Raw genomic sequence first — 24,454 nt, 5'->3', positions numbered from 1 at the left:
TCTCCTCGTTAGAATCTGGCGACGCCGAACTGGATCGGATGAACGTCGCGTTTTGCCGACCGCGTGCATGCGGCCAGCGCCACTCCCAGTACGTCCCGGGTGGCGCGCGGGTCGATCACGCCGTCGTCCAGCAGCAGGCTGCTGGTGTGCACGGCGCTGGACTGCAAATCGAAGGTCTGCACGATTTCCCGGCTTTCCGCTTCCAGCGCGGCAAGGTCCGGCTCGGCGCCGGCGCGCCTGGCGCTGTTCTCGGCCACCCGCCGCATGGTCATCGCCGCCTGCTCGCCGCCCATGACGGCGGTGCGCGCGTTCGGCCAGGAAAACAGGAAGTCCGGCTTGAATGCGCGCCCGCACATGCCATAGTTGCCGGCGCCGAACGAGGCGCCGCAGAGCACGGTCAGACGGGGCACGCCGGCGTTGGACAGCGCCTGGATGAGCTTGGCGCCGTGCTTGATCATGCCCGCCTCTTCGTGCGCGCGCCCCACCACGAACCCCGTGATGTTCTGCAGGAACACGATGGGCCTGCCCAGCTGCGAGCACAGTTGTATGAACTGCGCGGCCTTGGCCGAACCGGCCGTGTCGAGCGGACCGTTGTTGGTCAGCAGCCCGATGGGCGTGCCGTGCAGCACGCCATAGCCGCACACCGTGGCCGGCCCGTAGTCGCGCTTGAACTCGTGGAAGTCCGAGCCGTCTGTCAGGCGCGCGATCACTTCGCGCATCTCCACCGGCACCCGGTAGTCGGCCGGCATGATGCCCAGCAGGTCCTGGACGTCGTGCCGGGGCGGAACCTCGGGGCGGTCCTGCTCCGTTTCCGCCCAACCGAAGGCGCGCACGATGTCCCGCACCTGCAGTATGGCCTCGCGGTCGTTCTCGGCCACATAATCGGCCAGGCCCGACACCGACGCATGCATCGCCGCCCCGCCCAGCTCTTCCTCCGTGGCCACCTCTCCGGTCGCGGCCTGCAGCAAGGCCGGGCCGGCCAGGAAGGCATGGGCCTGGTTGCGCACCATGACGACGTAGTCGGACAGGCCGGGCAGATAGGCGCCGCCCGCGGTCGAAGACCCGTGCACCAGCGAGATCACCGGAATCCCGGCGGCCGACAGCTTCGCCAGGTTGTAGAACATGCCGCCGCCGTGAACGAAGCGCTCGGCCCGGTACTTCTTCAGGTTGCCGCCGGCGCTCTCGACCAGCTGGATGAAGGGCAGCCGGTTGGCCAGCGCGATCTCCTGGCAGCGCATCACCTTCTGGGCCGTCATGGCCTGCATGGCGCCGGCGCTGATGCCGGAGTCGTTGACCACGATCATGCACCGCACGCCGCAGACCTCGCCCACGCCGGCGATGATGGCGGCGCCCGGCACGCTGGTGGCGGGGTCCGGATTCTCGATGCCGCAATAGCCCGCCAGCTTCATCAGTTCCAGGAACGGGCGGCCGGCGTCGAGCAACGCCGCCAGGCGCTCCCGCGGCAGCAGCTTGCCGCGCTTGCGGAACGCCGGCGCGGCCTGCGCCGACCGCTCCACCGCCCGCTGCTCCAGTTGCGCCAGTTCTGACAGCAGCGCCAGCATCTGCTCGCGATTGCGCTGGTAGGCGGGGGACTGCCTGTCGAGTCGGGATTCCAGATCGGCCATGGTTGCAGACACCTTATGTCGAGTTCCGGGAGGCTGCGGGCGGACCGGCAGCGTGAACCTATGATGGGCTACACGCGCGGCGCGCACAATCAAGAACTCGTCCGCCGACACTTAAGAATCGCTTATGTGATCCAGGCCGGGGAATAAGGGTCAGGCAAAGAAAAACCCGCCTGGCGGCGGGTCGGTGGACGTCCGGAAAGACGATCAGTGCAGAATCTGGCTCAGGAACAGCTTGGTCCGTTCGTTCTGCGGGTTGTCGAAGAACTCGTCGGGGCTGTTCTGCTCGATGATCTCGCCGCGGTCCATGAAGATGACGCGGTTGGCGACCTTGCGCGCGAAGCCCATTTCGTGGGTCACGCAGATCATGGTCATGCCGCTTTCCTGGGCCAGGCTGACCATCACGTCCAGCACTTCCTTGACCATTTCCGGGTCCAGCGCCGAGGTGGGCTCGTCGAACAGCATGATCTTGGGGTTCATGCACAGCGAGCGCGCGATCGCCACGCGCTGCTGCTGGCCGCCCGAGAGCTGGCCGGGGAACTTGGTGGCCTGTTCCGGGATGCGCACGCGTTCCAGGTACTTCATGGCCGTGGCCTCGGCCTCGGCGCGCGGCTTTTTCAGCACCCACATGGGTCCCAGCGTCAGGTTCTCCAGCACCGTCAGGTGCGGGAACAGGTTGAAGTGCTGGAACACCATGCCGACGTCCTTGCGGATGGTCTCGATGTGCTTGAGGTCGTTGGTGAGCTCCGTGCCGTCCACGATGATGTGGCCCTTCTGGTGCTCTTCCAGGCGGTTGATGCAGCGGATCATGGTGGACTTGCCCGAGCCGGACGGCCCGCAGACCACGATGCGTTCTCCTGGCGCCACTTCCAGGTTGATGTTGCGCAGCACGTGGAACTGGCCGTACCACTTATTCACGTCCTGCAGGCTGATGATGGCATTGGACATGCCTGTACTCCCGTAGATATCGCTGGGCGCGCCCGCCTGCGGCGGACGCGCGGCAAGTTGCTAGCGTGCGTGGCCGGTGGCCAGGCGTTTCTCCAGCGCTTGGCTGTATTTGGACATGGAAAAGCAGAATACGAAGTAGATGAGCGAAATGAACAGGTACGCCTCTACCCCGAAACCGCGCCATGCCGCGTCCGACAGGGCCGCCTTGGCCGCCAGCGTCAGGTCGAAGATGCCGATGATCACCACCAGCGACGTATCCTTGAACAGCGCGATGAAGATGCTGACCAGCGGGGGGATCACGATCTTCAGCGCCTGCGGCAGGATGATCTTGCGCATCTGCTGCCAGTAGCTCAGGCCCAGCGAGTCGGCGCCTTCGTACTGCCCTTTCGGAATCGCCTGCAGGCCGCCGCGCACGGTCTCCGCGATGTAGGCGGCGGCGAACATGATGATGGCGATCTGGGCGCGCAGCAGCTTGTCGATGGAAAAGCCTTCCGGCAGGAACAGCGGCAGCATCACCGAGGACATGAACAGCAGGCTGATCAGCGGCACGCCGCGGATCAGCTCGATGTACACGACGCACAGCGCCTTGATGGCCGGCATCTTCGAGCGCCGGCCCAGGGCCAGCAGCACGCCGATGGGAAACGCGAAGGCGATGCCGAACGTGGACAGGATCAGCGTGAGCGGCAGGCCGCCCCAGCGTGCGTTCTCCACGTAGGTCAGGCCCAGCACCCCGCCCCACATCAGGATGGCCACGGCCGTCAGGCCCACCACCCAGATGACGGCGAGCGTCCAGTTCCAGAAGCGGCGCATGCCGCTGCAGACGATCACCGCCACCAGGATGATGGTCGCGATCAGCGGACGCCACTGTTCGTCGAACGGATAGGTGCCGAACAGGATCAGCCGGTGCTTCTCGACGATGAAGGCCCAGCATGCGCCGCCCGAGGCGCGGCATTCCTGGGCGGTGGCGGCGTTGAAGTCGGCCTTGATGAAGGCCCACTCGACCAGCGCCGGCACCGCCATCAGCAGGAACCACGCCAGCAGCACCGTGATGAGGATGTTCAGCGGCGACGAGAACAGCCGCGTCTTGAGCCAGGCCCAGGGGCCCACGTGCGAGCTGGGCGGCGGCAGGGCGTCGCTGGGGGTATGCGTAGTGCTGCTCATATCAACGCTCCACCAGCGCGATGCGCTTGTTGTACCAGTTCATGAATATCGAGATCGACAGGCTGACCGTGAGGTACGCGGCCATGATGATCAGGATGCCCTCGATGGCCTGCCCGGTCTGGTTCAGCGTGGTGTTGACCACCGACACGATGTCCGGGTAGCCGATGGCCACCGCCAGCGAGCTGTTCTTGGTCAGGTTCAGGTACTGGCTGGTCATCGGCGGAATGATGACGCGCAGCGCCTGCGGCAGCACCACCAGACGCAGCACCTGCTTGCGGCGCAGCCCCAGCGAACCCGCGGCTTCCCACTGGCCGTTGCTCACCGCCTGGATGCCGGAGCGCACCACTTCGGCGATGAAGGCCGAGGTGTAGATCACCAGGCCGGCCAGCAGCGCGGCGAATTCCGGCGACAGCGTCAGGCCGCCCGAGAAGTTAAAGCCCTTGAGCTCCGGCATGTCCAGCGTCAGCGACGCGCCGCTGACCAGCCAGCCGACGATGGGCAGGCCGATCAGCAGGCCGATGGCGGCGCGGCCCAGCGGAAACACGTGGCCGGTGGCCTCCTGGCGCTTTCTGCCCCAGTGGCCCAGCACGATGATGGCGATGATGGCCAGGCCCAGTCCGCCCAGCATCCAGTCCAGCGAGTTGCCTTCCAGCGCCGGCACTTTCAGGCCGCGGTTGGAGATGAACACGCCCGGCAGCGGGCTGTGCGCCTGGCGCGGACCCGGCATGTTTTCCGTGATGAGCGCGTACCAGAAGAACAGCTGCAGCAGCAGCGGAATGTTGCGCATCACCTCGACGTAGACCGAGGTGACCTTGGAGACCAGCCAGTTCTTGGACAGGCGGCCGATGCCGATCAGGGTGCCGAGTATGGTCGCCAGCACGATGCCGATGACGGCCACGCGCAGCGTGTTGAGCAGGCCGACCAGGATGGCGCGGCCATAGGTGTCGGCGGGGCTGTAGTTGATGGGGGTTTCGCCGATGGCGAAGCCGGCTTCGCGGCCCAGGAAGCCGAAACCCGTGGCGATGTTGCGCACCGACAGGTTGTGAAGCGTGTTTGAAACCAGGAACCACACGGCCCAGGCGACCGCGGCCAGCGCCACCACCTGATAGACCACGGAGCGCACGCCGGGGTCGTTCCAGTTCAGGCGCCGCGGCGGAGCCGCCAGCGAGGCGTTTTTTTCGGGAGTCGTCATATGCATCTACAGAAGTCGAACAACTGGCGGCGGGGCCAGACCCCGCCACCCACTCCTGCCACCCGCCCTAGGCGGGCCAGGGCCCGTGCGACGCTCCATCCGGTGTCAACGGGCCCCAGGCAAAACGGAGCGCCAGGCTCCGTTTTAACAGGCAGCCGCGCGTCAGCGCACCGGCCAGCCGTACATCAGGCCCCCTTGCTTGTAGGAGGCGTTCAGACCGCGGTCCAGCTTCATCGCGCTGCTCTTGCCCAGCGTGCTTTCGAAGCTTTCGCCGTAGTTGCCCACCTGCTTGATGATGTTGTAGGCCCACTTGTCATCAACGCCCAGGTTCTTGCCCATGCCCGGGGTCACGCCCAGGATGCGCTGGATGTTGGGGTTGGTGCTCTTGGTCATTTCATCGACGTTGGCCTTGGTGATGCCGTATTCCTCGGCTTCCAGCATGGCGTTGAGCGACCAGCGCACGATGTTGAACCATTGCTCGTCGCCCTGGCGCACCATGGGGCCCAGCGGCTCCTTGGAGAAGTCTTCCGGCAGGATGATGAAGTTGTCGGGCTTTTCCAGCGTGGTGCGGGTCGAGGCCAGCTGCGACTTGTCAGTGGTGAAGGCGTCGCAGCGGCCGGCCGAGAAGGCGCGGATGATTTCGTCGTACTTGTCGATCACGACCGGCTTGAATTCGATCTTCTGGCCGCGGAACCAGTCGGCCAGGTTCAGTTCGGTGGTGGTGCCGGGCTGCACGCAGATGGTGGCGCCGTTGAGTTCCTTGGCGCTCTTGACGCCCAGCTCCTTGGACACCATGACGCCCTGCGAGTCGTAGTAGTTCACGCCCACGCCGATCAGGCCCAGGGTGGTGTCGCGCGTCAGCGTGACGGTGGTGTTGCGGGTCAGCACGTCGATTTCGCCCGACTGCAGCGCGGTGAAGCGCTGCTGCGTGTTCAGGGGCGTGAACTTGACCTTGGTGGAATCGCCGAACATGGTGGTGGCGATGGCGCGGCACAGGTCGACGTCGATGCCCTTGTATTCGCCCTTGCTGTCGGCGATGGAGAACCCCGGAATGCCGGTCGAAACCCCGCACTGGACAAACCCTTTCTTCTTGACGTTGTCGAAGGTCGCGCCTGCGTTGGCTGCGGCGGAAGCAGCAAACAGGGCGGCGCCGACAGCAGCGAGTTTCAATACTTTCATCGTGTTCTCCGTGTGGGATAAGGCGAATTCGCGCGCAGCCGTTTGGGCCTACGCATGGGGCGGATGGTAGCGTCCGCGCCGCGGGCGGCGCATCCGGGAATTCCCTTGAAATATAGGGACACGGGATGAAATGAAACGCTGTACGGGCCGTAAAAAGGGACGTCTACATAGGGCGGCGGAGGAATTTTTCGCATCCGCTCCCCCGCCTGGCTTAGGCCACCTTACTGTCCCCGAGTTACTATTGCGGCTTCATCTGACAGCCGCCATGATCGAATTCCAGCACGTATTCAAATCATATGGTCGCGGCCGCAATATCCTGGCCGACATCAACTTCCGCGTGGACGCGGGAGAGTTCGTTTTCGTGTCGGGGCCATCGGGCGCCGGCAAGTCCACGCTGCTCAAGCTGATCGGCGGGCTGGAGCCCGCCAGCCGGGGCTCCATCCAGGTCAACGGCCAGCGCCTGGACAAGCTGCCCGCGCGCGCCCGGCCCTACCTGCGGCGCGCGGTGGGCGTCATCCTGCAGGACACGCACCTGCTGTTCGACCGCAGCGCGTTCGAAAACGTGATGCTGCCGCTGGCCGTCACCGGCCACGCCTGGAATTCGGCCGCCGCGCGCGCCCGCGCCGCGCTGGACAAGGTGGGCCTGTCGGGCAAGGAAGAGCTCAATCCGATCGAGCTGTCCGGCGGCGAACAGCAGCGCCTGGCGATCGCGCGGGCCATCGTCAACCGGCCGGCCATCCTGATCGCGGACGAGCCCACGGCCAACCTCGACCATGACACCGCGCAACGCATCATGAACGTTTTCCGCGATTTCAACCGGGTCGGCGTCACCACGCTGATCGCCTCGCACGACCAGGAACTCATGGCCCGCTACGCCACCCGCACGCTGCGCATCGAGCCGGGCAAGTTCGCCGACTCCCAGGGCGGCGCCCAACCGGGAGCGACGGCATGAACGCCTGGCTGCGGCAACACCGCTACGCCCTGATGGTGACCCTGCGCCGGCTGGTCAAGCAGCCGTTCTCGTCACTGGCCAACCTGCTGGTCATGGCGCTGGCCCTGGCCCTGCCGCTGTTGGGCAGCGCCATTTTGGTGTCGGCGCAGCCGGTGGCGCGCCAGATCTCCGTCACCCCCGAGGTCACCGTTTTCATGCGGGTGGACGCGCCGGCCGGCGCGGCCGCCGACGTGGCCAGGCGCATCCAGGGCGAATACGCCCATGAGGTGCGCGCCGTGCGCGTGGTCGGGCGCGAGGACGCCCTGGCCGACCTGCGCGCCAACCCGGCCTGGCAGCAGGCGCTGGCCGTGCTGCCGGGCAACCCGCTGCCCGACGCCGTGGTGGTCACGCTGGCCGACGGCGAGGACCTGGCGGGACGGGCCGACAAGCTGGCGGCGTCCTGGAAGCAGTGGAACCACGTCGACCTGGTGCAGCTCGACAGCGCCTGGGTCCAGCGGCTGGAGGCCATCCTGCGCTTCGCCCGCATCGGCCTGGGGTTCCTGGCCGCCTGCGTGGCGGTGGTGGTGCTGGCCACCGTGTTCAACACCGTGCGCATGCAGGCGCTGTCGCAGCGCGAGGAAATCGGCGTGGCGCGGCTGGTCGGCGCCACCGAATCCTTCGTGCGCCGTCCCTTCCTGTACCTGGGCGCGCTGTCGGGCGCGGTGGCGGCGCTGCTGTCCATCGGCGTGGCGGCGGTGGCCCTGGCCCCGCTGAACGACGCCCTGGTCGGGCTGGCCCGCAGCTACGGCGCGGAATTCGCCCTGCATTTGCCCGGCCCCGCGGTGCTGATCGGCGCGGTGGTCGCCGCGGCCGCCCTGGGCGCCCTGTCCGCCCGCTGGTCGGTCACCCGCAGCACCCGCTTCTGACGGCGCCCAAAGGCTCCGACTAGCCCCCCTTCCTCCCCGTGATCCGGGGAACGGCCCGCGCCGGCCTGTGTAGGATGCCAGGCATCCCCCACGGCCGGCGTCCGCGCGCGCCGCCGTTACATGAGATTTCTCCCATCGCACGCCCGGATGTGCAAGAATAAATCGTCATTTTTTTACATTTTTTGACATAACCGCCGTTTCCCCGCCGAACGTCTTGGTGTCCCTCTCGTTGCCCTTGCTCCCTATCCCCTCCCATGGCCGCCCGTCTTGAAGCCCGTGCGACGCGCCACTATTTCGATAGCGCGTTCCAGTGTCAGGCGGTGAAAGTACTGCCCAACGAGTACTACGTCACCGACGAAGACCTGATGATCTCGACCGTGCTGGGGTCGTGCGTGGCTGCGTGCATCCACGATCCCGTGACCGGCGTGGGCGGCATGAACCACTTCATGTTGCCGGAAGGCGACATGCAGTCGCCCGCCTCGGCCACCATGCGCTACGGCGCCTTCGCGATGGAAGTGCTGATCAACGAACTGCTCAAGGCCGGCGCCGCGCGCGACCGGCTCGAGGCCAAGGTGTTCGGCGGCGGGGCGGTGCTGTCGGCCATGCAGCAGATGAACATCGGCGAACGCAACGGCCAGTTCGTGCTTTCCTACCTGCAGACCGAAGGCATCCCGGTCAAGGCGCAGGACCTGGGCGACGTGCATGCGCGCCGCATCAATTACTTCCCGCGCGACGGCCGCGTGATGGTGCGCAAGATGGCGCCGCACCACCAGCGCGCCGAGGAAATCATCGCCCGGCGCGAACAGGCCGCCGCCCAGAGCGTACAGGCCAAGACCGCAAGCCCGCCCCGGGTGGAGCGGTTCACGCGGCCCGGCGTGGAACGCTTCGACCGCCCCGCCCGCCCGGGCGTCGAGCGCTTCGACACCGGCCTGACGCGGCGGCGCGGCAGCGGCACCACGGGCGGTTGAAGCCGGCGGTCGCGCCCCTACAATCACGGCATGTCGACCGTCCGCCTCTTCTACGCGCTATGGCCGTCGCCCCCGCTGGCGGGATCGCTCGCCGCCTGGGCCGAGCATGCCCGGCCGCACTGCGGCGGACGCCTCATGCGCACGGAAACCCTGCACCTGACCCTGGCCTTCCTGGGGCCGGTGGACGCCGCGCTGGCCAACGAGCTGATCGCGGCCACGCCCGAACGGCGGCTGGCGCCGGCCGCGATCGAACTCGACCGCTACGGTGTATTCGCCCGCCAGCGCATCCTGTGGGCCGGTCCCGGCGACACGCCGCCCGCGCTGCAGGCCGCGCACGACGGGCTGTGGCAATGGCTGGCCGGCTTCGGCCTGGGCGCGCCGCAGCACCCGTTCCGCCCCCACGTCACCCTGCTGCGCAATATCGAGCATCCGCAGCCGCCGGCCGAAGCGCCCGCGCCGCTGCACTGGCGCTATGACCGCATGGTGCTGGTCGCCTCCGAATCGCTGACCGGCGGCAGCCGCTACCGCATCGTGGCGCAATCCCGTCCGCAGGCCGATTGAGGCACAATCGGCACGTTGCAACCACCGCGGATCGCCATGATCATCCTGCTGGACCAAGACGGCGTGCTCGCCGATTTCGAACACGCCTTCATCGACGCCTGGCGCGAACGCCATCCCCAGATTCCGCCGGTGGCACTCGAGGACCGCAAATCGTTCTACATCCGCCAGGACTACGCGCCCGAGCTGCGCGGCATGGCCGAAGCCATCTACACCGCGCCGGGCTTCATCCGCAACCTGCCGCCGGTGCCCGGCGCGCTGGAGGCGGTCAAGGAACTGCTGGCGCTGGGCATGGACGTGCGCATCTGCACCTCGCCGCTGTCGCAGTTCGAAAACTGCGTGGCGGAAAAGTACCTGTGGGTGGAAAAACACCTGGGGCGCGAGGCCACCAACCGCCTCATCCTGACCAAGGACAAGACGCTGGTGCACGGCAGCCTGCTGATCGACGACAAGCCCGCCATCGAGGGCGCGGTCAAGCCGCGCTGGAAGCACATTCTGTTCGACGCGCCCTACAACCGGGAGGTCGCCGACCGGCCCCGGATCACCTGGCGGAACTGGCGCAACGTGCTGGCCGGAGAGCTGTACACGGCAGACGAATGACTCCCGTATCGGCAGGCGCGGTTTAAGGCTATTCTGTGTTGCCGTTTCCGCCTGTTGACATCAATCTGGAGGAGTTCGCGTCATGAATCTGCACCGCCTGCTCAAGCAGCGAGAAGCCGATAACAAGCCTTTGCGTGTCGCATTGATCGGCGCCGGGAAGTTTGGCGCCATGTTCCTCAGCCAGGCCCCGCGCACGCCGGGCATCCGGCTGGTGGCGGTGGCGGACCTGGCGCCCGACCGGGCCCGGGCGGCGCTTACCCGGGTGGGCTGGCCGGCCAGCTCGCTCAACGCCGCCAGCACCGCCGACGCGCTCAAGACCGGCAAGGTCTATTTCAGCGACGACGTCCAGGCCATCATCGCCAGCCCCGACATCGACATCGTGATCGACGCCACCGGGCAGGCGGCCGCGGGCATCAGCCACGTGCTGGCCTGCTGCGAACACGGCAAGCACATCATCATGGTCAACGTCGAGGCCGACGCGCTGGCCGGCCCGCTGCTGGCGCGCCGCGCGCGCGAGGCCGGCATCGTCTATTCGCTGGCCTACGGCGACCAGCCGGCCCTGATCTGCGAGATGGTGGACTGGGCGCGCGCCAGCGGCTTCGAAGTCATGGCCGCGGGCAAGGGCACCAAGTACCTGCCCGAATTCCATACCTCCACCCCCGACACCGTGTGGCCGTACTACGGCTTCACCGCCGAGATGGTCGCCGCCGGCGACTTCAACGCGCAGATGTTCAACAGCTTCCTGGACGGCACCAAGAGCGCCATCGAGATGGCCGCGGTGTCCAACGCCACCGGGCTGCTGCCCTCGCCTTCCGGCCTGCACTTCCCGCCTTGCGGCGTGGACGACCTGGCGCGCGTGCTGCGCCCGCGCGAGAACGGCGGCATGCTGCACCACCGCGGCCAGGTGGAAGTGATTTCCTCGCTGGAGCGCGACGGCCGGCCGGTGTTCCGCGACCTGCGCTGGGGCGTCTACGTCACCATCGCGGCCGACAGCGACTACGTGCGCCGCTGCTTCCAGGAATACGGCCTGGTCACCGACCCCAGCGGCAATTTCACGGCCATGTACAAGCCCTATCACCTGATCGGGCTGGAGCTGGGCATCAGCGTGGCCAGCGTGGGCCTGCGGCGCGAGCCCACCGGCGCGCCGGCCGGCTGGCACGGCGACGTCGTGGCCACCGCCAAGCGCGACCTGCCGGCCGGCCAGGTCCTGGACGGCGAAGGCGGCTACACCGTGTACGGCCGGCTGATGCCGGCGCGCGATTCGGTGGCCGACGGCTATCTGCCGCTCGGCCTGGCGCACAAGGTCAGGCTCAAGAACCCCGTGCGCCAGTCGCAGCCGGTGCGCTGGAGCGACGTGGAATACGACGAGCGCTCGCCGGCCGTGCAGTTCCGCCGCGAGATGGAGCAGACCTTCGCCTGAACGCGGCTACACGGGCGCCGGACGTTCGGCCTGGAACAGCCGCAGGCGGTCGGCGGCGTTGCGCAGATGCTGTTCGGCGGCCCGTCCGGCGGCGTCCGGATCGCCGCCGTCGATGGCGGCGAAGATGGCCTGGTGCTCGCTCTGCACCGCGGCCATGCGTTCGGCGTACATGCGCGCCGTGTTGTGGCGCGCGCTGCGGATCACGCGCCGCACGTTGGCTTCCAGGTAGTCGTTCAGCGCCACCAGGTGCGGATTGTGCGTGGCCTGCACGATGGCATGGTGGAACTGGTAGTCCTCTTCGTCGCCCAGCTTGTCGTTGATCAGGGCGTACTCCATGCCCACCAGCGCCTGGCGCATCTTCTTCAGGTCCGCGTCGGTGCGGCGCTGCGCCGCGTAGCGGGCCGCCGTGACCTCGATGGACAGCATCAGCTCCAGGATGTGCTCCAGGTCCTGGTTGTCGCCGGGCGTGGGCGCGGCGATGCGGAACGCGTTCTTCTGGAAATTCGGATCGACGAAGACCCCGCTGCCCTGCTGCGAGGTGACCAGGCCTTCGGACTTCAGGCGCGCCAGCGCCTCGCGCACCACGGCGCGGCTGACCGAATAGGTTTCGGTCAGCTGCTTTTCCGTGGGCAGGCGGTCGCCGGGCGCAAGCACGCCCTGGCGTATCTGTTCGGCCAGCGTGTCGCTCAGCGCCGCGGAAAGCGAACTCTTGGGCGCGGCGCGCGGCGGGTCCTGTTCTTGGGTGGGCTGCATTGGAATGGTGGGTGACTGTCGGGATGCTTCGACTTTACGCGATATGGATGCCGCCGTTGACCTGCATGACCTCGCCGGTGACGAAGCCGGCCAGCGGCGAGCACAGGAACGCGATCGAACCGGCGATCTCCTCGGCCGTGCCGAAACGGCGCAGCGGCGTGCTTTCCAGCAATTGTGCGCCTTTCTGTCCGATCAGATCGTGCGTCATGGAGGTGGCGATGATGCCGGGCGCCACCGCATTGACGCGGATCTGCGGCGCCAGCTCCAGCGCCAGGCTGCGGGTGAAGCTCTGCACCGCGCCCTTGGACGCGGCGTAGGCGGCGTGCGCGTAGCTGCCGCGCTGGGCCGCCAGCGAGGTGAGCAGCACGATGGACCCTTCGTGGCGCAGGTGGCGCTGGGCCGCGCGGCACACGTAGAACGTGCCGTCCAGGTTCACGCGCATCAGGGTGCGCCAGGCCTCGTCGCTGGTGTCCTTGACCAGGCCTTCCGGATAGATGCCGGCGCAATGCACCAGGTGGTCCAGCCCGCCGAAATGCTTGGCGGCGGCCTCGAACGCGCGCTCGCATTCGGCCGCGGCGGACACGTCCAGCGCCCGCGTGTAGACGCGCTGGCCGCTGGGGTCCAGCTCCGCGGCGACTTCCTCCAGCCGCGCGCCGTCGATGTCGGTCAGCACCAGCCGCGCGCCGTGCGCGGCCATCAGCCGGGCCGTGGCCAGGCCGATCCCGTTGCCCGCCCCGGTGATGACGGCAACCTTTCCTTCGAACGAAATCATGGTGTCTCCTGAAACGCTTTTCGAGAGGCGAGCAGGCCTGCCGGCGGCGGCCGCCGCTTCGATTTGACTGCCGGCGCGGCCGCTTGACACGGAAAAATTGCTTGCCCTATGATTTATCTGACAACTTATTAAAGTTGCCTGACAACTATCGTGAAAGCGTAAATCAAGCGCCGCTTTCAGGCAAGCGCGTCAGCAGAACAGGGCCTCGCCGCCCACGCTCCCATTCCACGGAGGAGACACACATGAAGTTGGTTTTCACTTCCGGCCTGCTTTGCCTGGCCGGCATCGCCGCATCGGCGCAAGCCGCCCCCGTCAAGATCGGCCTGATCGAAACGCTTTCCGGCCCGCAGGCCTCGACCGGCCTGATGTTCCGCGCCGCGGTCAAGTACGAGCTGGACCGCATCAACGCCGCCGGCGGCTGGAACGGCCAGCCGCTGGAACTGGTCGAGTTCGACAACCAGGGCGGCCCGGTGGGCGCCTCCGACCGCTTCCGCGCGGCCGCCGCCGCGGGCGTTCAGATCCTGGTGCAGGGTTCCTCGTCGGCCATCTCCGGCCAGCTGACCGAGGACGTGCGCAAGCACAACCTGCGCAATCCGGGCAAGGAAGTCGTGTTCCTGAACGTGGGCGGCGAAGCCCTGGAACTGACCGGGCAGAAATGCCACTTCTATCACTTCCGCTTCACCACCAACGCCGACCTGCGCGTCAAGGCGCTGACCTCGGTCATGTCGGCCGACGGCACGCTGGGCAAGCGCGTCTACGCCATCAACCAGAACTACTCCTGGGGCCAGGACATGGAAGGCGCCACCGAGCGCTTCGCCAAGCAGTACGGCTATGAGGTGGTGGGCAAGACCCTGCACGAAGTCAACAAGATCCAGGACTTCGCGCCCTACGTGGCGCGCATCCGCTCGGCCGATCCCGACACCGTGATCACCGGCAACTGGTCCAATGACCTGCTGCTGTTGATGAAGGCCACGCAGGCCGCCGGCCTGAAGGTCCGCTTCGCCACCGTGTTCCTGGACCAGGTCGGCAACCTCGCCAACGCCGGCGAAGTGGCGCTGGGCCATTACATCGCCCACCCGTACAACATCGAGGCCGCGGGCGAGGAAGGCGCGAAGTTCGCCGAGGACTACAAGGCCAAGACCGGCCATTACCCCAGCTACACCGAGCCGCAGACCGTCATCGGCATCAAGTTCCTGGGCGAAGCGCTCAAGCAGGTCCAGCCGCAGGACGGCAAGCTGTCGGTGCCGGCGCTGGCCAAGGCATTGGAGAAGGTCACCTACACCTCGCCGCTGGGCGCCTACACCATGCGCGCCGAAGACCACCAGGTGCAGCTGCCCATGGTGGTGTCCAAGGTGAGCAAGAACGCCAAGTACAAGGCCGACGGCACCGACATGGGCTTCGAGCCGGTCAAGGTGCTGGCCGCGGCAGACGTGTCCGCGCCGGTGCAGTCCACCTGCAAGATGCAGCGGCCGGACTGAGGCAGGCGTTTACGTAAGACGGACGCGGCGCGCGTCCGTCCCGCGCAACTCGACCCGGTTCGAAAACCTGGAGCGGACATGGAATACTTTACCGTCTCGCTGTTGAACGGCGTGATCTACGGCCTGCTGCTGTTCATGGTGTCGGCAGGCCTGACACTGATTTTCGGGATGATGGGCGTGCTGAACTTCGCGCACGCCTCGTTCTACATGATAGGCGCGTACGCCGCCTATACCCTGACGCCGGTCACCGGCTTCTGGGCGGCCCTGGTGCTGGCCACCGTTATCGCCGGCGTGCTGGGCATGGGCGTGGAGCGCTATTTCCTGCGCCGCGTCCACAAGTTCGGCCATGCGCAGGAGCTGCTGGTGACCTTCGGCCTGGCCTTCATCGTGGCCGAGCTCATCAAGCTGTTCTACGGCGATTTTCCCGTCGACTACCGCGTGCCGCAGTTCCTGAACTTCGCCGCGTTCCGCGTGTTCGACGCCGACTATCCGTTCTACCGCCTGCTGATGGGCGGCGTGTCGCTGGCGATGTTCGCCGTCATCTACCTGCTGCTGTCGCGCACCCGCGTGGGCATCGTGGTGCGCTCGGCGATCTACCGTCCGCGCATGGCCGAAGCGCTGGGCCACAACGTGCCGCTGGTGTTCATGAGCGTGTTCGGCGTGGGCGCGGCCATGGCCGGCCTGGCCGGCGCGGTCGCCGGCGCGTTCTACACCACCAACCCGAACATGGCGCTGGAACTCGGCGTGCTGGTGTTCGTGGTGGTCGTGGTGGGCGGGCTGGGCTCGCTCGAAGGCGCGATGATCGCGTCGCTGCTGATCGGCCTGATCAGCTCGTTTTCGGTCGGCGTCGACGCCAGCCTGGCGACCCTGTTCGGCCTGTTCGGCGCCGGCGAATGGGCCGAGCGCGTGGGCGGCCTGATGACCGTGAAGATTTCCAGCCTGGCGGCCACCCTGCCCTTCCTGCTGATGCTGGTGGTGCTGCTGGTCAAGCCCTCGGGCCTCAAGGGAGAACAGCCATGAGCCAAACCCGCCGCGCTTCCGGGCTGCTGCTGTTGATCCTCTGCGTGGCCGCGCTGTGCGCGCTGCCCTGGCTGCTGCCCGCCGGCCAGCTGGTGGCGGCGGTGCAGATGCTGATCGCCGCGCTGTTCGCCTGCGCCTTCAATCTGCTGGCCGGCCAGGGCGGCATGCTGTCCTTCGGCCACGCCGCCTACTTCGGCGTGGGCACCTTCGCCACCATCCATGCCATGAACGCGCTGGGCGGCGCGGGCCTGCTGCCCACGCCCCTGATGCCGCTGGCCGGCGGCGTGGCCGGCCTGCTGTTCGGCCTGGTCGCGGGCTGGTTCGCCACCATGCGGGCCGGCGTGTATTTCTCGATGATCACGCTGGCGCTGGCCGAGCTGCTGCACGCGCTGGCGCCGCACCTGAAAGGCGTGTTCGGCGGCGAGGCGGGCCTGTCCGCCATGCGCATGCCGGCCTGGGGCTTCACCTTCGGCTCGGACGTCGAGGTGTACTTCCTGGTGCTGGCCTGGGTGCTGGCGTCGCTGGCGGCGCTGTACGGCCTGACCCGCACGCCGCTGGGCCGGCTGACGCTGGGCCTGCGCGAAAACGCCCACCGCCTGCGCTACCTGGGCTACCGCCCGCACACGCTCAAGACCCTGGTGTTCGCGCTGTCGGCCATGTTCGCCGGCATCGCCGGCGGCCTGCAGGCCCTGAACATCGAGGCCGGCAACTACGTGCTGTTCGAGGTCAAGCTGTCCACCGACGCGGTGCTGTTCGCCTACATCGGCGGCGTCAACGCCTTCCTGGGCCCGGTGCTGGGCGCCGCCATCCTGACCTTCCTGTCGCAGACGCTGGCCGACATCACGCGTTCCTGGCTGCTGTACCAGGGCATTCTGTTCGTGCTGGTGATGCTGTTCGTGCCCGACGGCCTGGTGGGACTGGTGCAGCGCGCGGCCCGCTCGCTGCGCGAACGCGGCGCGGCCAGCTGGCTGCCGCGGGCCGCGGTGTCGGCCGCCGCCGGCCTGCTGCTGACCGGCGCCACCGTATTCACGGTGGAGCTGCTGCAGCGCATGTTCGCGCGCGACTACCGCGCGCTGCTGGAGATGAACCCCGAGGCCGGCTGGCCGCCCATCGCGCTGTTCGGCCACGAATGGGCGCCGCTGGCGCCGCTCACCTGGCTGATCCCGCTGGCGCTGTTCGCCGCGGGCCTGGCCGCCTGCCGCTGGGCGCTGGCCCTGTGGCGCGACGACGCCGATGCCCCGCCCGTGCTGGAGGCCGCCCAATGAGCCACGACATCCTGACCCTGACCGACGTGCGCAAGTCTTTCGGCGAAGCGCAGATCATCCGCGGCGTGAACCTGAAAGTGCGGACCGGCGAGCGCCATGCCGTCATCGGCCCCAACGGCGCGGGCAAGTCCACGCTGTTTCACCTGATGTCGGGCTCGTTCGCGCCGACCTCGGGCGACATCAGCCTGCGCGCGCGCCCCATCGGCGGCCTGCCTCCCGAGCGCATCAACCGACTCGGGCTGGCGCGGTCGTTCCAGATCACCAACGTGTTCCCGCGCCTGTCGGTGCGCGAAAACCTGCGGCTCGCGGTGCTGCGCATGCACGGCCTGGTCTACAACTTCTGGCGTCCGATCGCGCGCAACCGCAAGGTCAACGAAGACGTGGACCGCCTGCTGGAGAAGGTGCGGCTGGCGGCCAAGCAGGACACCGCCGCCGGCGACCTCAATTATTCGGAGCAGCGCTCGCTGGAGATCGGCATGACGCTGGCCTCGCGTCCCGAGGTCATCCTGCTGGACGAACCGATGGCGGGCATGTCGCAGCATGAAGTCGACTACACGGTCGAGCTGATCAAGGAAGTCACCCGCGACTGCACCCTGCTGATCGTGGAACACGACATGCAGGTGGTGTTCTCGCTGGCCGACCGCATCAGCGTGCTGGTGTACGGCGAGATCCTGGCCACCGGCACCCCGGCCGAGATCCGCGGCGACGCCCGCGTGCGCGAAGCCTATCTCGGAGAGGAGACGGTATGACGACGCAATCCCCCTTGCTGAGCCTGCAGGGCGTGCATGCGCATTACGGCAAGAGCCACATCCTGCACGGCATCGACCTGGGCATCGGCCGCGGCGAAGTGGTGAGCCTGCTGGGCCGCAACGGCGCCGGGCGCTCCACCACCATGAAAAGCATCATGGGGCTGGTGGACGTGACCGGCGGGCGCATCGCCATCGAAGGCCGCGACATCACCAACAAGCGGCCCTTCGAGATCGCCCGCGCCGGCCTGGGCTTCGTGCCGGAAGAACGCGAGGTGTTCGCCAACCTGACGGTGGACGAGAACCTGCGCATGGGCGAACAGCCCAGGCGCGCCGACGCGCCCTTCTGGACGGCGGACCAGATGTTCGATTACTTCCCGCGCCTGAAGGAGCGCCGCGCCACCCGCGCCGGCAACCTGTCGGGCGGCGAGCAGCAGATGCTGACCATGTGCCGCTCGCTGCTGGGCAACCCCAAGGTCATGCTGATCGACGAGCCCACCGAAGGGCTGGCGCCGAAGATCGTGGAGGTGATCGCCGACGTGATCCGCGACATCCACAAGCGCGGCGTGTCCGTGCTGCTGGTGGAGCAGAAGCTGACCATCGCCCTCAAGGTCTCCACCCGCGTCAGCGTGATGGGCCACGGCCGCATCGTTTTCGAAGGACCGCCCGCGCAGCTGCATGAGCGCCAGGACGTGGTCCAGGAATGGCTGGCGGTGTGAGCGCCGGCGCCCCCTCTTTCTATCAGGCATCTATCGTGGACTATCCCAACGACACCCTCCATCCCGAACTGCGCGGCCAGGCCGTGGTGATCACCGGCGGCGCCCGGGGCATCGGCCTGGCCACGGCGCAGGCCTTCGCCCGCCAGGGCGCGCGCCTCGCGCTGCTGGACATGGACGCCGCCGCGCTGGACGAGGCCGTCGCCGGCCTTTCGGCGCAGGGCGTCCAGGCGCTGGCCTGCCAGGCCTCGGTCACCGACGCCGACGCCGTCGAACGCGCTTTCGCGCAGGTCGAAGCGGCCTACGGCCGCATCGACGTGCTGGTCAACAACGCCGGCGTGTCGGCCAACAAGCCCACGCTGGAAGTCAGCGTGGACGAATGGCGCCGCGCCGTGGACATCAACCTGACCGGCGTGTTCCTGTGCGCCCAGGCCGCCGGGCGGCGCATGGTGCCCGCCGGCTCGGGTTCCATCGTCAACCTGGCCTCCATGTACGGCGTGGTGGCCGCGCCCGACCGCGCGGCCTATTGCGCCACCAAGGGCGCGGTGGTGCTGTTGACCGAGACCCTGGCCGTGGAATGGGGACCGTCCGGCGTGCGCGTGAACGCGCTGGCGCCGGGCTACGTGGAAACGGACCTGGTGCGCGACCTGGCCGCGCGCGGCCGCCTGGACCCCGAGCGCCTCAGGCAGCGCACGCCGCTGCGGCGCCTGGCGCAGCCGGCCGAGATGGCCGACCTGGCGGTGTTCCTGGCCTCGCGCCAGGCCGCCTACATCACCGGACACACCCTGGTGGCCGACGGCGGCTGGAGCCGCTACTGCTACCTCTAACCGCAAGACGCCTACCCCTATTCTGGAGATTCATTCATGGCCACCTACCAACCGCTTGCCTCGCAAGCGCCCTGGCGGCAACTGACGGTCGAAGCCAAGGACTGGCAACAGGCGGACCCCGCCCTGCTGGGCACCATGCTGACCCAGCTGCACTGGATCCGCGCCTTCGAAGAGGCCGTGCTGGAACTGGCCGCCGAAGGCCTGGTGCACGGTCCCGCGCACTCGTCCGTGGGCCAGGAAGGCGGCGCGGTCGGTTCGGTGCTGGCGCTGGGCGCCGGCGACCAGATCAACGGCTCGCACCGCGGCCACCACCAGTTCCTGGCCAAGGCGCTGCAGCACGTCGCGCCGCAAGGCCTGGACCCGCGCGATCCGCTCACGCCCGCCATCGACGAAGTGCTGCAGAAGACGCTGGCCGAGATCATGGGCCTGGCCCAGGGCTATTGCCGCGGACGCGGCGGCAGCATGCACCTGCGCTGGCTGGAAGCCGGCGCGCTGGGCACCAACGCCATCGTCGGCGGCGGCGTGCCCCTGGCCGCCGGCGCGGGCTGGGCCCACAAGCACGCGGGCACCGACCGGGTGGCGGTGACGTATTTCGGCGATGGCGCGGTCAACATCGGCTCCGTGCTGGAAACCATGAACCTGACCGCGGCCTGGAAGACGCCGCTGTGCTTCTTCATCGAGAACAACCGCTACGCCGTCTCCACCACGGTGGAGGAATCCACAGCCGAGCCGCGGCTGTCGGCGCGCGGCCAGGCCTTCAACATTCCGTCGTGGCAGGTCGACGGCATGGACCCGCTGGCGGTGTACCTGGCCATGTCCGAAGCCGTGGCCCACATGCGCGCCGGCAACGGCCCCACCATCGTCGAAGTGGACGTGTACCGCTACTTCCACCAGAACGGCCCCTTCCCCGGCAGCGCCTTCGGCTATCGCAGCAAGGACGAGGAAGCGCAATGGCGCGGCCGCGATCCGCTGGACCGCGTCGCCGCCGAGATGATCGGCCGCGGCCTGATTTCGCAGGCCGAGGTCGACGCGCTGCGCCAGCGCTGCAAGGACACCATGAAAGCGGTGGCCGGCCGCCTGACCGAAGCCGCCGAGGGCGGCAAGCGCCGCGTGCGCGCCGACCTCTGGCCCAGCCCGGATTTCCGCGACGTGGGCCTGCGCGGCGATGGCTCCGAGCTGGCCGGCCTGCGCTACCAGGAAGCCGCCGACCACGCCGGCCGGCGCGTCGAGCGCAAATTCGTCGACGCCGTGGCCGACGTGCTGGATCGCCGCATGGAGACCGACGGCGGCGTGGTGGTGCTGGGCGAGGACGTGCACCGCCTGAAGGGCGGCACCAACGGCGCCACGCGCGGCCTGAAGGACAAGTACCCCGACCGCGTGCTGGGCACGCCCATTTCTGAAAACGCCTTCGCCGGCCTGGGCGGCGGCCTGGCCATGGACGGCCGCTACCGGCCCGTCGTGGAATTCATGTACCCGGACTTCATGTGGGTCGCGGCCGACCAGATCTTCAACCAGATCGGCAAGGCCCGCCATATGTTCGGCGGCGACATCGACGTGCCCTTCGTGCTGCGCACCAAGGTCGCGATGGGCACGGGCTACGGCTCGCAGCACTCGATGGACCCGGCCGGCATCTTCGCCACCGCGCCGGGCTGGCGCATCGTCGCGCCGTCCACGCCCTTCGACTACATCGGCCTGATGAACACCGCGCTGGCCTCCAAGGACCCGGTGCTGGTGATCGAGCACGTGGATCTCTACGCCTCGTCGGGCGAAGTGCCGGCCGACGACCTGGACTACGCGATTCCGTTCGGCAAGGCGTGCGTGCGCCGCGCCGGCGGCAAGGTCACCATCCTGAGCTATCTGTCCATGGTCGGCCGCGCGCTCAAGGCCGCCGAAGCCGCCGGCGTGGACGCCGAAGTCATCGACCTGCGCACCCTGGACCGCGCCAGCCTGGACTGGGACACCATCGGCGCCAGCATCCGGAAAACCAACAACGTGCTGATCGTGGAGCAGGGCGCCCGGGGCACCTCCTACGGCGCCATGCTGGCCGACGAGATCCAGCGCCGCTACTTCGACTGGCTGGACCAGCCGGTCAAGCGCGTGACTGGCGGCGAGGCCTCGCCCAGCATCTCCAAGGTGCTCGAACGCGCGGCGTTCGCCGACACCGAGGAAGTCGTGGCCGGCCTGCAGGACGTGCTGGCCGACCTGGGAGAAAAAGCATGAGCGCCGCCCTGCGCATGACCGTGCCGATGGAAGTCGGCATCTGCTGCGCCGACCTGGACGCGCTGCAGGCCTTCTACACCGACATCATGGGGCTGACGCTCGTCAACCGCGTGAGCGTGCCGGCCGACAAGGCCCAGGCCACCGGCCTGACGCGGCACGGCTACGAGGTGGCGCGCCTGCAGACTTCCTACGGCGAACGCATCAAGCTGCTGCAGCCGGCCGCCGCGCCGCAAGCCGCCGCGCGCGGCGGCGCCATCCTGGACCGCCAGGGCGCGACCTACCTGACCTTCATCGTGCGCGACCTGCCCGGCGTGGTGCGCGGCCTGCAGGCCAGGGGCGTGGCCTTCGACAGCGCGCCGGCGCCGATGGAAGTGCGCCCCGGCACCTGGCTGGCGTTCTTCCGCGATCCCGAAGGCAATGTGCTGGAGCTGGTGGAGTACGACGATCCGGCCGCCTACCGGCCCGATCTGGCCGGCGCCGAACGATAGAACGAACAACGGGACGAACAACGTGGCACACCTCATCAAACTCCCCTCCGTCGCGGCCGACACCTCGGGCGGCACGCTGCACCAGTGGCTCAAGCAGGAAGGCGACACGGTCGCCGTGGGCGATGCGCTGGCGGAAATCGAAACCGAGAAGGCCATCGTCGAGATCAACGCCGAGCATGCCGGCGTGCTCGGCCGCATCGTGGTGCAGGCCGGCGCGGCCTCGGTGCCGGTCAATACCGTGATCGGCGTGCTGCTGGCGCAGGGCGAGGACGCATCGGGCATAGACCGCGCCCTGGCCGAAGCCGGCGCGGCGGCGATCCCCAGCGCCGCGCCCGCCCCCACCGCGGCGCCGGCGCCGGCGCCCGCGCCTGCCGCCGAAACGCCGGCCCCGGCCGCGCGCCTGTTCGCCAGCCCGCTGGCGCGCCGCCTGGCCGCGCAATGGCGGATCGATCTGCAAAGCGTGGCCGGCACCGGCCCGCGCGGGCGCATCGTGCGCCGCGACGTGGAGGCGGCGCGCGAGCGCGCCCCCGCCGCCGCGCCCTCGCCGCTGGCCGTCCGCCCCGCCGCGCGCCGCGTGCCGCACACCGGCATGCGCCGCGCCATCGCCCGCCGCCTGACCGAAAGCAAGCAGAACGTGCCGCACTTCTACCTGACGGTGGATTGCCGCATGGACGCGCTGCTGGCGCTGCGCGCGCAGGCCAACCAGGGCGGCGCGGTGAAGCTGTCGGTCAACGACTTCATCGTGCGCGCCGCCGCGCTGGCCCTGCGCGAAGTGCCCGAGGTCAACGCCAGCTGGCACGAGGATGCCGTCGAATACCACGCCGGCGCCGACATCTCGGTGGCGGTGGCCACCGACGGCGGACTGGTCACGCCCATCGTGCGCGACGCCGACGTGAAGCCGCTGTCGGCCATCGCCGGAGAAATCGTCGAGCTGGCCGCCCGCGCCAAGGTCAACCGCCTGAAGCCCGAGGAATTCACCGGCGGCTCGCTGACGGTGAGCAACCTGGGCATGTACGGCATCGGCCAGTTCGCGGCCATCATCAACCCGCCGCAGGCCGCCATCCTGGCGGTGGGCGCGGCCGAGCGCCGCCCGGTGGTGGACGAGAACGGCGCGCTGGCCGTCGCCTCCGTCATGACCGTGACCCTGTCGGCCGACCACCGGGTGGTGGACGGCGCCGTGGGCGCACGCTGGCTGGCGGCCTTGCGCAAGCTGCTAGAAAACCCCGTGCGCATCCTGCTGTGAGCCCCGCCATGACCAAGACTGCATTCGATCTCATCGTGGTGGGCGGCGGCCCCGGCGGCTACGTCGCCGCCATCCGCGGCGCGCAGCTGGGCATGTCGGTGGCCCTGGTGGAGCGTTCGGAACTGGGCGGCATCTGCCTGAACTGGGGCTGCATCCCCACCAAGGCCCTGCTGCACAGCGCCGCCGTGCTGCGCGCCTGCCGCGAAGCCGCCCGCTACGGCGTGGCGGACGCCGGCCAGGCCCGCCCGGACCTCGCCGCCATGGTGGCGCGCTCGCGCAAGGTGGCGGACCGGCTGGGCCAGGGCGTGGCCCACCTGATGAAGAAAAACGGCGTGACCGTGTTCGCCGCCAGCGCCAGGCTGGCCGGCGCCGGCAGGCTGGCGCTGGACAACGGCGCCATGCTGTCGGCCCCGCACATTATCCTGGCCACCGGCGCGCGCGCCCGCGAACTGCCGGCGCTGCCCCTGGGCGAGCGCATCTGGGCCTACCGCCAGGCCCTGACGCCGGCCGAGATTCCGAAATCGCTATTGGTGGTGGGCGCGGGCGCCATCGGCGCGGAATTCGCCAGCTTCTACCGCGCCGTCGGCGCCGAGGTCACGCTGATCGACATGACGGCCGAAATCCTGCCGCAGGAAGACGCCGAAATCTCGCAGCTGGCCCGCAAGGCCTTCGAAAAACAGGGCATCCGCGTGCTGACGCAATGCGCCGTGCAAAGCGCCTCGCCGACGGCCTCTGGCGTGAAGGTGGCGCTGGACCAGCAGGGCAGGCAAAGCGAACTGGAGGCCGAGCGCGTCATCGTCGCCGCCGGCATCGTGGGCAACGTGGAAAACCTCGGCCTGGAGCAGACCCGCGTCAAGGTGGAAAAAACCCACATCGTCACCGACGCCCTGTGCCGCACCGACGAGCCGGGCGTCTACGCCATCGGCGACGTGGCCGGCGCGCCGTGGCTGGCCCACAAGGCCAGCCACGAAGCCGTGCTGTGCGTGGACGCCATCGCCGGCAAGCCCGCGCATCCCCTCGATGCGCTGCGCATCCCCGCCTGCACCTATTCCTACCCGCAGGTGGCCAGCGTCGGCATGACCGAAGCGCGCGCCCGCGAACACGCCAGACAGCACGGCGGCGACATCCGCGTCGGCCGATTCAGCTTCGCCGGCAACGGCAAGGCCATCGCCATGGGCGAAGACCAGGGTTTGGTGAAGACCGTGTTCGACGCCGCCACCGGCGAACTGCTGGGCGCGCACATCATCCACCCCGAAGCGTCCGAGCTGATCACCGGCTACGGCGTGGCGTCCGCGCTGGAGGCCACCGAGGAAGACCTAATGCACGCCGTGTTCGCGCACCCGACCCTGTCGGAAACCCTGCACGAATCGGTGCTCGCGGCCTTCGGCCGCGCCCTGCACGCCTGAACGGCCCTGGCGGCG

23 protein-coding genes are annotated in these 24,454 nt (G+C 68.5%); 16 read left to right on the top strand and 7 right to left on the bottom strand.

Features of this window, described 5'->3' with window-relative positions:
• Positions 1-8 precede the first annotated feature (8 nt).
• The 5 genes from AC1M14_RS02410 to AC1M14_RS02390 all read right to left on the bottom strand — a co-directional run bounded on the left by AC1M14_RS02410 (position 9) and on the right by AC1M14_RS02390 (position 6,102).
• Entirely contained in the window at positions 9-1,625 is a 1,617-nt protein-coding gene (locus AC1M14_RS02410; RefSeq protein ID WP_111826032.1) for an acyl-CoA carboxylase subunit beta, read from the bottom strand.
• A gap of 204 nt (positions 1,626-1,829) precedes the next feature.
• Positions 1,830-2,570 (bottom strand): amino acid ABC transporter ATP-binding protein, encoded by a 741-nt coding sequence (locus tag AC1M14_RS02405; protein WP_102773333.1) that lies wholly within the window; start codon positions 2,568-2,570, stop codon positions 1,830-1,832.
• Between the two features lie 60 nt (positions 2,571-2,630).
• Positions 2,631-3,731, bottom strand: coding sequence for an amino acid ABC transporter permease (locus AC1M14_RS02400; RefSeq protein ID WP_479730885.1), 1,101 nt, complete (start codon positions 3,729-3,731; stop codon positions 2,631-2,633).
• A 1-nt stretch (position 3,732) separates the two neighbouring features.
• Complete coding sequence (locus AC1M14_RS02395) at positions 3,733-4,923, bottom strand: amino acid ABC transporter permease (protein ID WP_102773331.1); 1,191 nt, start codon at positions 4,921-4,923, stop codon at positions 3,733-3,735.
• Between the two features lie 162 nt (positions 4,924-5,085).
• Positions 5,086-6,102: an amino acid ABC transporter substrate-binding protein gene (locus AC1M14_RS02390; RefSeq protein ID WP_102773330.1), complete on the bottom strand. Its 1,017-nt coding sequence runs from the start codon at positions 6,100-6,102 to the stop codon at positions 5,086-5,088.
• 265 nt (positions 6,103-6,367) lie between these two features.
• Between AC1M14_RS02390 and AC1M14_RS02385 the strand changes: the two genes are divergently transcribed.
• The 6 genes from AC1M14_RS02385 (at position 6,368) to AC1M14_RS02360 (ending at position 11,505) form a co-directional block, all read left to right on the top strand.
• A complete protein-coding gene (locus AC1M14_RS02385) occupies positions 6,368-7,054 on the top strand; it encodes a cell division ATP-binding protein FtsE (protein WP_102773329.1) in 687 nt (228 codons plus the stop codon).
• The gene (locus tag AC1M14_RS02380) at positions 7,051-7,959 is read left to right on the top strand and encodes a cell division protein FtsX (protein WP_102773328.1); all 909 of its coding nucleotides are present in this window, start codon (positions 7,051-7,053) and stop codon (positions 7,957-7,959) included. Before AC1M14_RS02385 ends, AC1M14_RS02380 begins: the two co-directional genes overlap by 4 nt.
• 254 nt (positions 7,960-8,213) lie before the next feature.
• Positions 8,214-8,927 carry a chemoreceptor glutamine deamidase CheD gene (cheD, locus tag AC1M14_RS02375; RefSeq protein ID WP_102773327.1) on the top strand — a complete coding sequence of 238 codons (714 nt, stop codon included), beginning with the start codon at positions 8,214-8,216 and terminating at the stop codon, positions 8,925-8,927.
• Positions 8,928-8,957: 30 nt separating this feature from the next.
• A complete protein-coding gene (gene thpR / locus AC1M14_RS02370; protein ID WP_479730884.1) occupies positions 8,958-9,488 on the top strand; it encodes an RNA 2',3'-cyclic phosphodiesterase in 531 nt (176 codons plus the stop codon).
• 36 nt (positions 9,489-9,524) lie between these two features.
• Complete coding sequence (locus AC1M14_RS02365; RefSeq protein WP_102773325.1) at positions 9,525-10,085, top strand: 5'-3'-deoxyribonucleotidase; 561 nt, start codon at positions 9,525-9,527, stop codon at positions 10,083-10,085.
• An 82-nt stretch (positions 10,086-10,167) separates the two neighbouring features.
• Positions 10,168-11,505, top strand: a complete 1,338-nt coding sequence (locus AC1M14_RS02360) for an NAD(P)H-dependent oxidoreductase (RefSeq protein ID WP_102773324.1) — start codon at positions 10,168-10,170, stop codon at positions 11,503-11,505.
• A 6-nt stretch (positions 11,506-11,511) separates the two neighbouring features.
• On the opposite strand, the gene AC1M14_RS02355 is transcribed toward AC1M14_RS02360, so the two are convergent.
• Both AC1M14_RS02355 and AC1M14_RS02350 read right to left on the bottom strand, forming a co-directional pair.
• Entirely contained in the window at positions 11,512-12,258 is a 747-nt protein-coding gene (locus AC1M14_RS02355; RefSeq protein WP_102773323.1) for a FadR/GntR family transcriptional regulator, read from the bottom strand.
• Positions 12,259-12,292: 34 nt separating this feature from the next.
• Positions 12,293-13,030, bottom strand: coding sequence for an SDR family NAD(P)-dependent oxidoreductase (locus AC1M14_RS02350; protein WP_102773322.1), 738 nt, complete (start codon positions 13,028-13,030; stop codon positions 12,293-12,295).
• A 242-nt stretch (positions 13,031-13,272) separates the two neighbouring features.
• Here AC1M14_RS02350 and AC1M14_RS02345 point away from each other — a divergent pair, with 242 nt between their 5' ends.
• The 10 genes from AC1M14_RS02345 (at position 13,273) to lpdA (ending at position 24,439) form a co-directional block, all read left to right on the top strand.
• On the top strand, positions 13,273-14,508 hold the full coding sequence (locus tag AC1M14_RS02345) for a branched-chain amino acid ABC transporter substrate-binding protein (protein WP_479730883.1): 1,236 nt from the start codon (positions 13,273-13,275) through the stop codon (positions 14,506-14,508).
• 78 nt (positions 14,509-14,586) lie between these two features.
• Positions 14,587-15,528 (top strand): branched-chain amino acid ABC transporter permease, encoded by a 942-nt coding sequence (locus AC1M14_RS02340; RefSeq protein WP_111826036.1) that lies wholly within the window; start codon positions 14,587-14,589, stop codon positions 15,526-15,528.
• Complete coding sequence (locus AC1M14_RS02335) at positions 15,525-16,793, top strand: branched-chain amino acid ABC transporter permease (RefSeq protein ID WP_111826037.1); 1,269 nt, start codon at positions 15,525-15,527, stop codon at positions 16,791-16,793. The genes AC1M14_RS02340 and AC1M14_RS02335 overlap by 4 nt, the downstream gene beginning before the upstream one ends.
• A complete protein-coding gene (locus AC1M14_RS02330; RefSeq protein WP_102773318.1) occupies positions 16,790-17,542 on the top strand; it encodes an ABC transporter ATP-binding protein in 753 nt (250 codons plus the stop codon). Before AC1M14_RS02335 ends, AC1M14_RS02330 begins: the two co-directional genes overlap by 4 nt.
• Complete coding sequence (locus AC1M14_RS02325; RefSeq protein WP_102773317.1) at positions 17,539-18,258, top strand: ABC transporter ATP-binding protein; 720 nt, start codon at positions 17,539-17,541, stop codon at positions 18,256-18,258. The genes AC1M14_RS02330 and AC1M14_RS02325 overlap by 4 nt, the downstream gene beginning before the upstream one ends.
• A 35-nt stretch (positions 18,259-18,293) precedes the next feature.
• Complete coding sequence (locus AC1M14_RS02320) at positions 18,294-19,082, top strand: SDR family NAD(P)-dependent oxidoreductase (RefSeq protein WP_102773535.1); 789 nt, start codon at positions 18,294-18,296, stop codon at positions 19,080-19,082.
• 36 nt (positions 19,083-19,118) lie between these two features.
• Positions 19,119-21,302 carry an alpha-ketoacid dehydrogenase subunit alpha/beta gene (locus AC1M14_RS02315; RefSeq protein ID WP_102773316.1) on the top strand — a complete coding sequence of 728 codons (2,184 nt, stop codon included), beginning with the start codon at positions 19,119-19,121 and terminating at the stop codon, positions 21,300-21,302.
• On the top strand, positions 21,299-21,790 hold the full coding sequence (locus AC1M14_RS02310) for a VOC family protein (protein ID WP_479730882.1): 492 nt from the start codon (positions 21,299-21,301) through the stop codon (positions 21,788-21,790). Before AC1M14_RS02315 ends, AC1M14_RS02310 begins: the two co-directional genes overlap by 4 nt.
• Positions 21,791-21,812: 22 nt before the next feature.
• Entirely contained in the window at positions 21,813-23,033 is a 1,221-nt protein-coding gene (locus AC1M14_RS02305) for a pyruvate dehydrogenase complex dihydrolipoamide acetyltransferase (RefSeq protein ID WP_479730881.1), read from the top strand.
• Between the two features lie 8 nt (positions 23,034-23,041).
• On the top strand, positions 23,042-24,439 hold the full coding sequence (gene lpdA / locus AC1M14_RS02300) for a dihydrolipoyl dehydrogenase (RefSeq protein WP_111826042.1): 1,398 nt from the start codon (positions 23,042-23,044) through the stop codon (positions 24,437-24,439).
• Positions 24,440-24,454: the final 15 nt, after the last annotated feature.

Source organism: Achromobacter sp. SX5 (assembly GCF_056711425.1).
Note: the sequence above shows the minus strand (reverse complement) of the source record. Positions and strands in the feature narration are given on the sequence as shown.

Excerpts from the sequence above, each read along its gene's own strand:
- AC1M14_RS02410 (WP_111826032.1), bottom strand. The coding sequence starts at position 1,625 with ATGGCCGATCTGGAATCCCGACTCGACAGGCAGTCCCCCGCCTACCAG.
- AC1M14_RS02405 (WP_102773333.1), bottom strand. The coding sequence starts at position 2,570 with ATGTCCAATGCCATCATCAGCCTGCAGGACGTGAATAAGTGGTACGGC.
- AC1M14_RS02400 (WP_479730885.1), bottom strand. The coding sequence starts at position 3,731 with ATGAGCAGCACTACGCATACCCCCAGCGACGCCCTGCCGCCGCCCAGC.
- AC1M14_RS02395 (WP_102773331.1), bottom strand. The coding sequence starts at position 4,923 with ATGACGACTCCCGAAAAAAACGCCTCGCTGGCGGCTCCGCCGCGGCGC.
- AC1M14_RS02390 (WP_102773330.1), bottom strand. The coding sequence starts at position 6,102 with ATGAAAGTATTGAAACTCGCTGCTGTCGGCGCCGCCCTGTTTGCTGCT.
- AC1M14_RS02385 (WP_102773329.1), top strand. The coding sequence starts at position 6,368 with ATGATCGAATTCCAGCACGTATTCAAATCATATGGTCGCGGCCGCAAT.
- AC1M14_RS02380 (WP_102773328.1), top strand. The coding sequence starts at position 7,051 with ATGAACGCCTGGCTGCGGCAACACCGCTACGCCCTGATGGTGACCCTG.
- cheD (WP_102773327.1), top strand. The coding sequence starts at position 8,214 with ATGGCCGCCCGTCTTGAAGCCCGTGCGACGCGCCACTATTTCGATAGC.
- thpR (WP_479730884.1), top strand. The coding sequence starts at position 8,958 with ATGTCGACCGTCCGCCTCTTCTACGCGCTATGGCCGTCGCCCCCGCTG.
- AC1M14_RS02365 (WP_102773325.1), top strand. The coding sequence starts at position 9,525 with ATGATCATCCTGCTGGACCAAGACGGCGTGCTCGCCGATTTCGAACAC.
- AC1M14_RS02360 (WP_102773324.1), top strand. The coding sequence starts at position 10,168 with ATGAATCTGCACCGCCTGCTCAAGCAGCGAGAAGCCGATAACAAGCCT.
- AC1M14_RS02355 (WP_102773323.1), bottom strand. The coding sequence starts at position 12,258 with ATGCAGCCCACCCAAGAACAGGACCCGCCGCGCGCCGCGCCCAAGAGT.
- AC1M14_RS02350 (WP_102773322.1), bottom strand. The coding sequence starts at position 13,030 with ATGATTTCGTTCGAAGGAAAGGTTGCCGTCATCACCGGGGCGGGCAAC.
- AC1M14_RS02345 (WP_479730883.1), top strand. The coding sequence starts at position 13,273 with ATGAAGTTGGTTTTCACTTCCGGCCTGCTTTGCCTGGCCGGCATCGCC.
- AC1M14_RS02340 (WP_111826036.1), top strand. The coding sequence starts at position 14,587 with ATGGAATACTTTACCGTCTCGCTGTTGAACGGCGTGATCTACGGCCTG.
- AC1M14_RS02335 (WP_111826037.1), top strand. The coding sequence starts at position 15,525 with ATGAGCCAAACCCGCCGCGCTTCCGGGCTGCTGCTGTTGATCCTCTGC.
- AC1M14_RS02330 (WP_102773318.1), top strand. The coding sequence starts at position 16,790 with ATGAGCCACGACATCCTGACCCTGACCGACGTGCGCAAGTCTTTCGGC.
- AC1M14_RS02325 (WP_102773317.1), top strand. The coding sequence starts at position 17,539 with ATGACGACGCAATCCCCCTTGCTGAGCCTGCAGGGCGTGCATGCGCAT.
- AC1M14_RS02315 (WP_102773316.1), top strand. The coding sequence starts at position 19,119 with ATGGCCACCTACCAACCGCTTGCCTCGCAAGCGCCCTGGCGGCAACTG.
- AC1M14_RS02310 (WP_479730882.1), top strand. The coding sequence starts at position 21,299 with ATGAGCGCCGCCCTGCGCATGACCGTGCCGATGGAAGTCGGCATCTGC.
- lpdA (WP_111826042.1), top strand. The coding sequence starts at position 23,042 with ATGACCAAGACTGCATTCGATCTCATCGTGGTGGGCGGCGGCCCCGGC.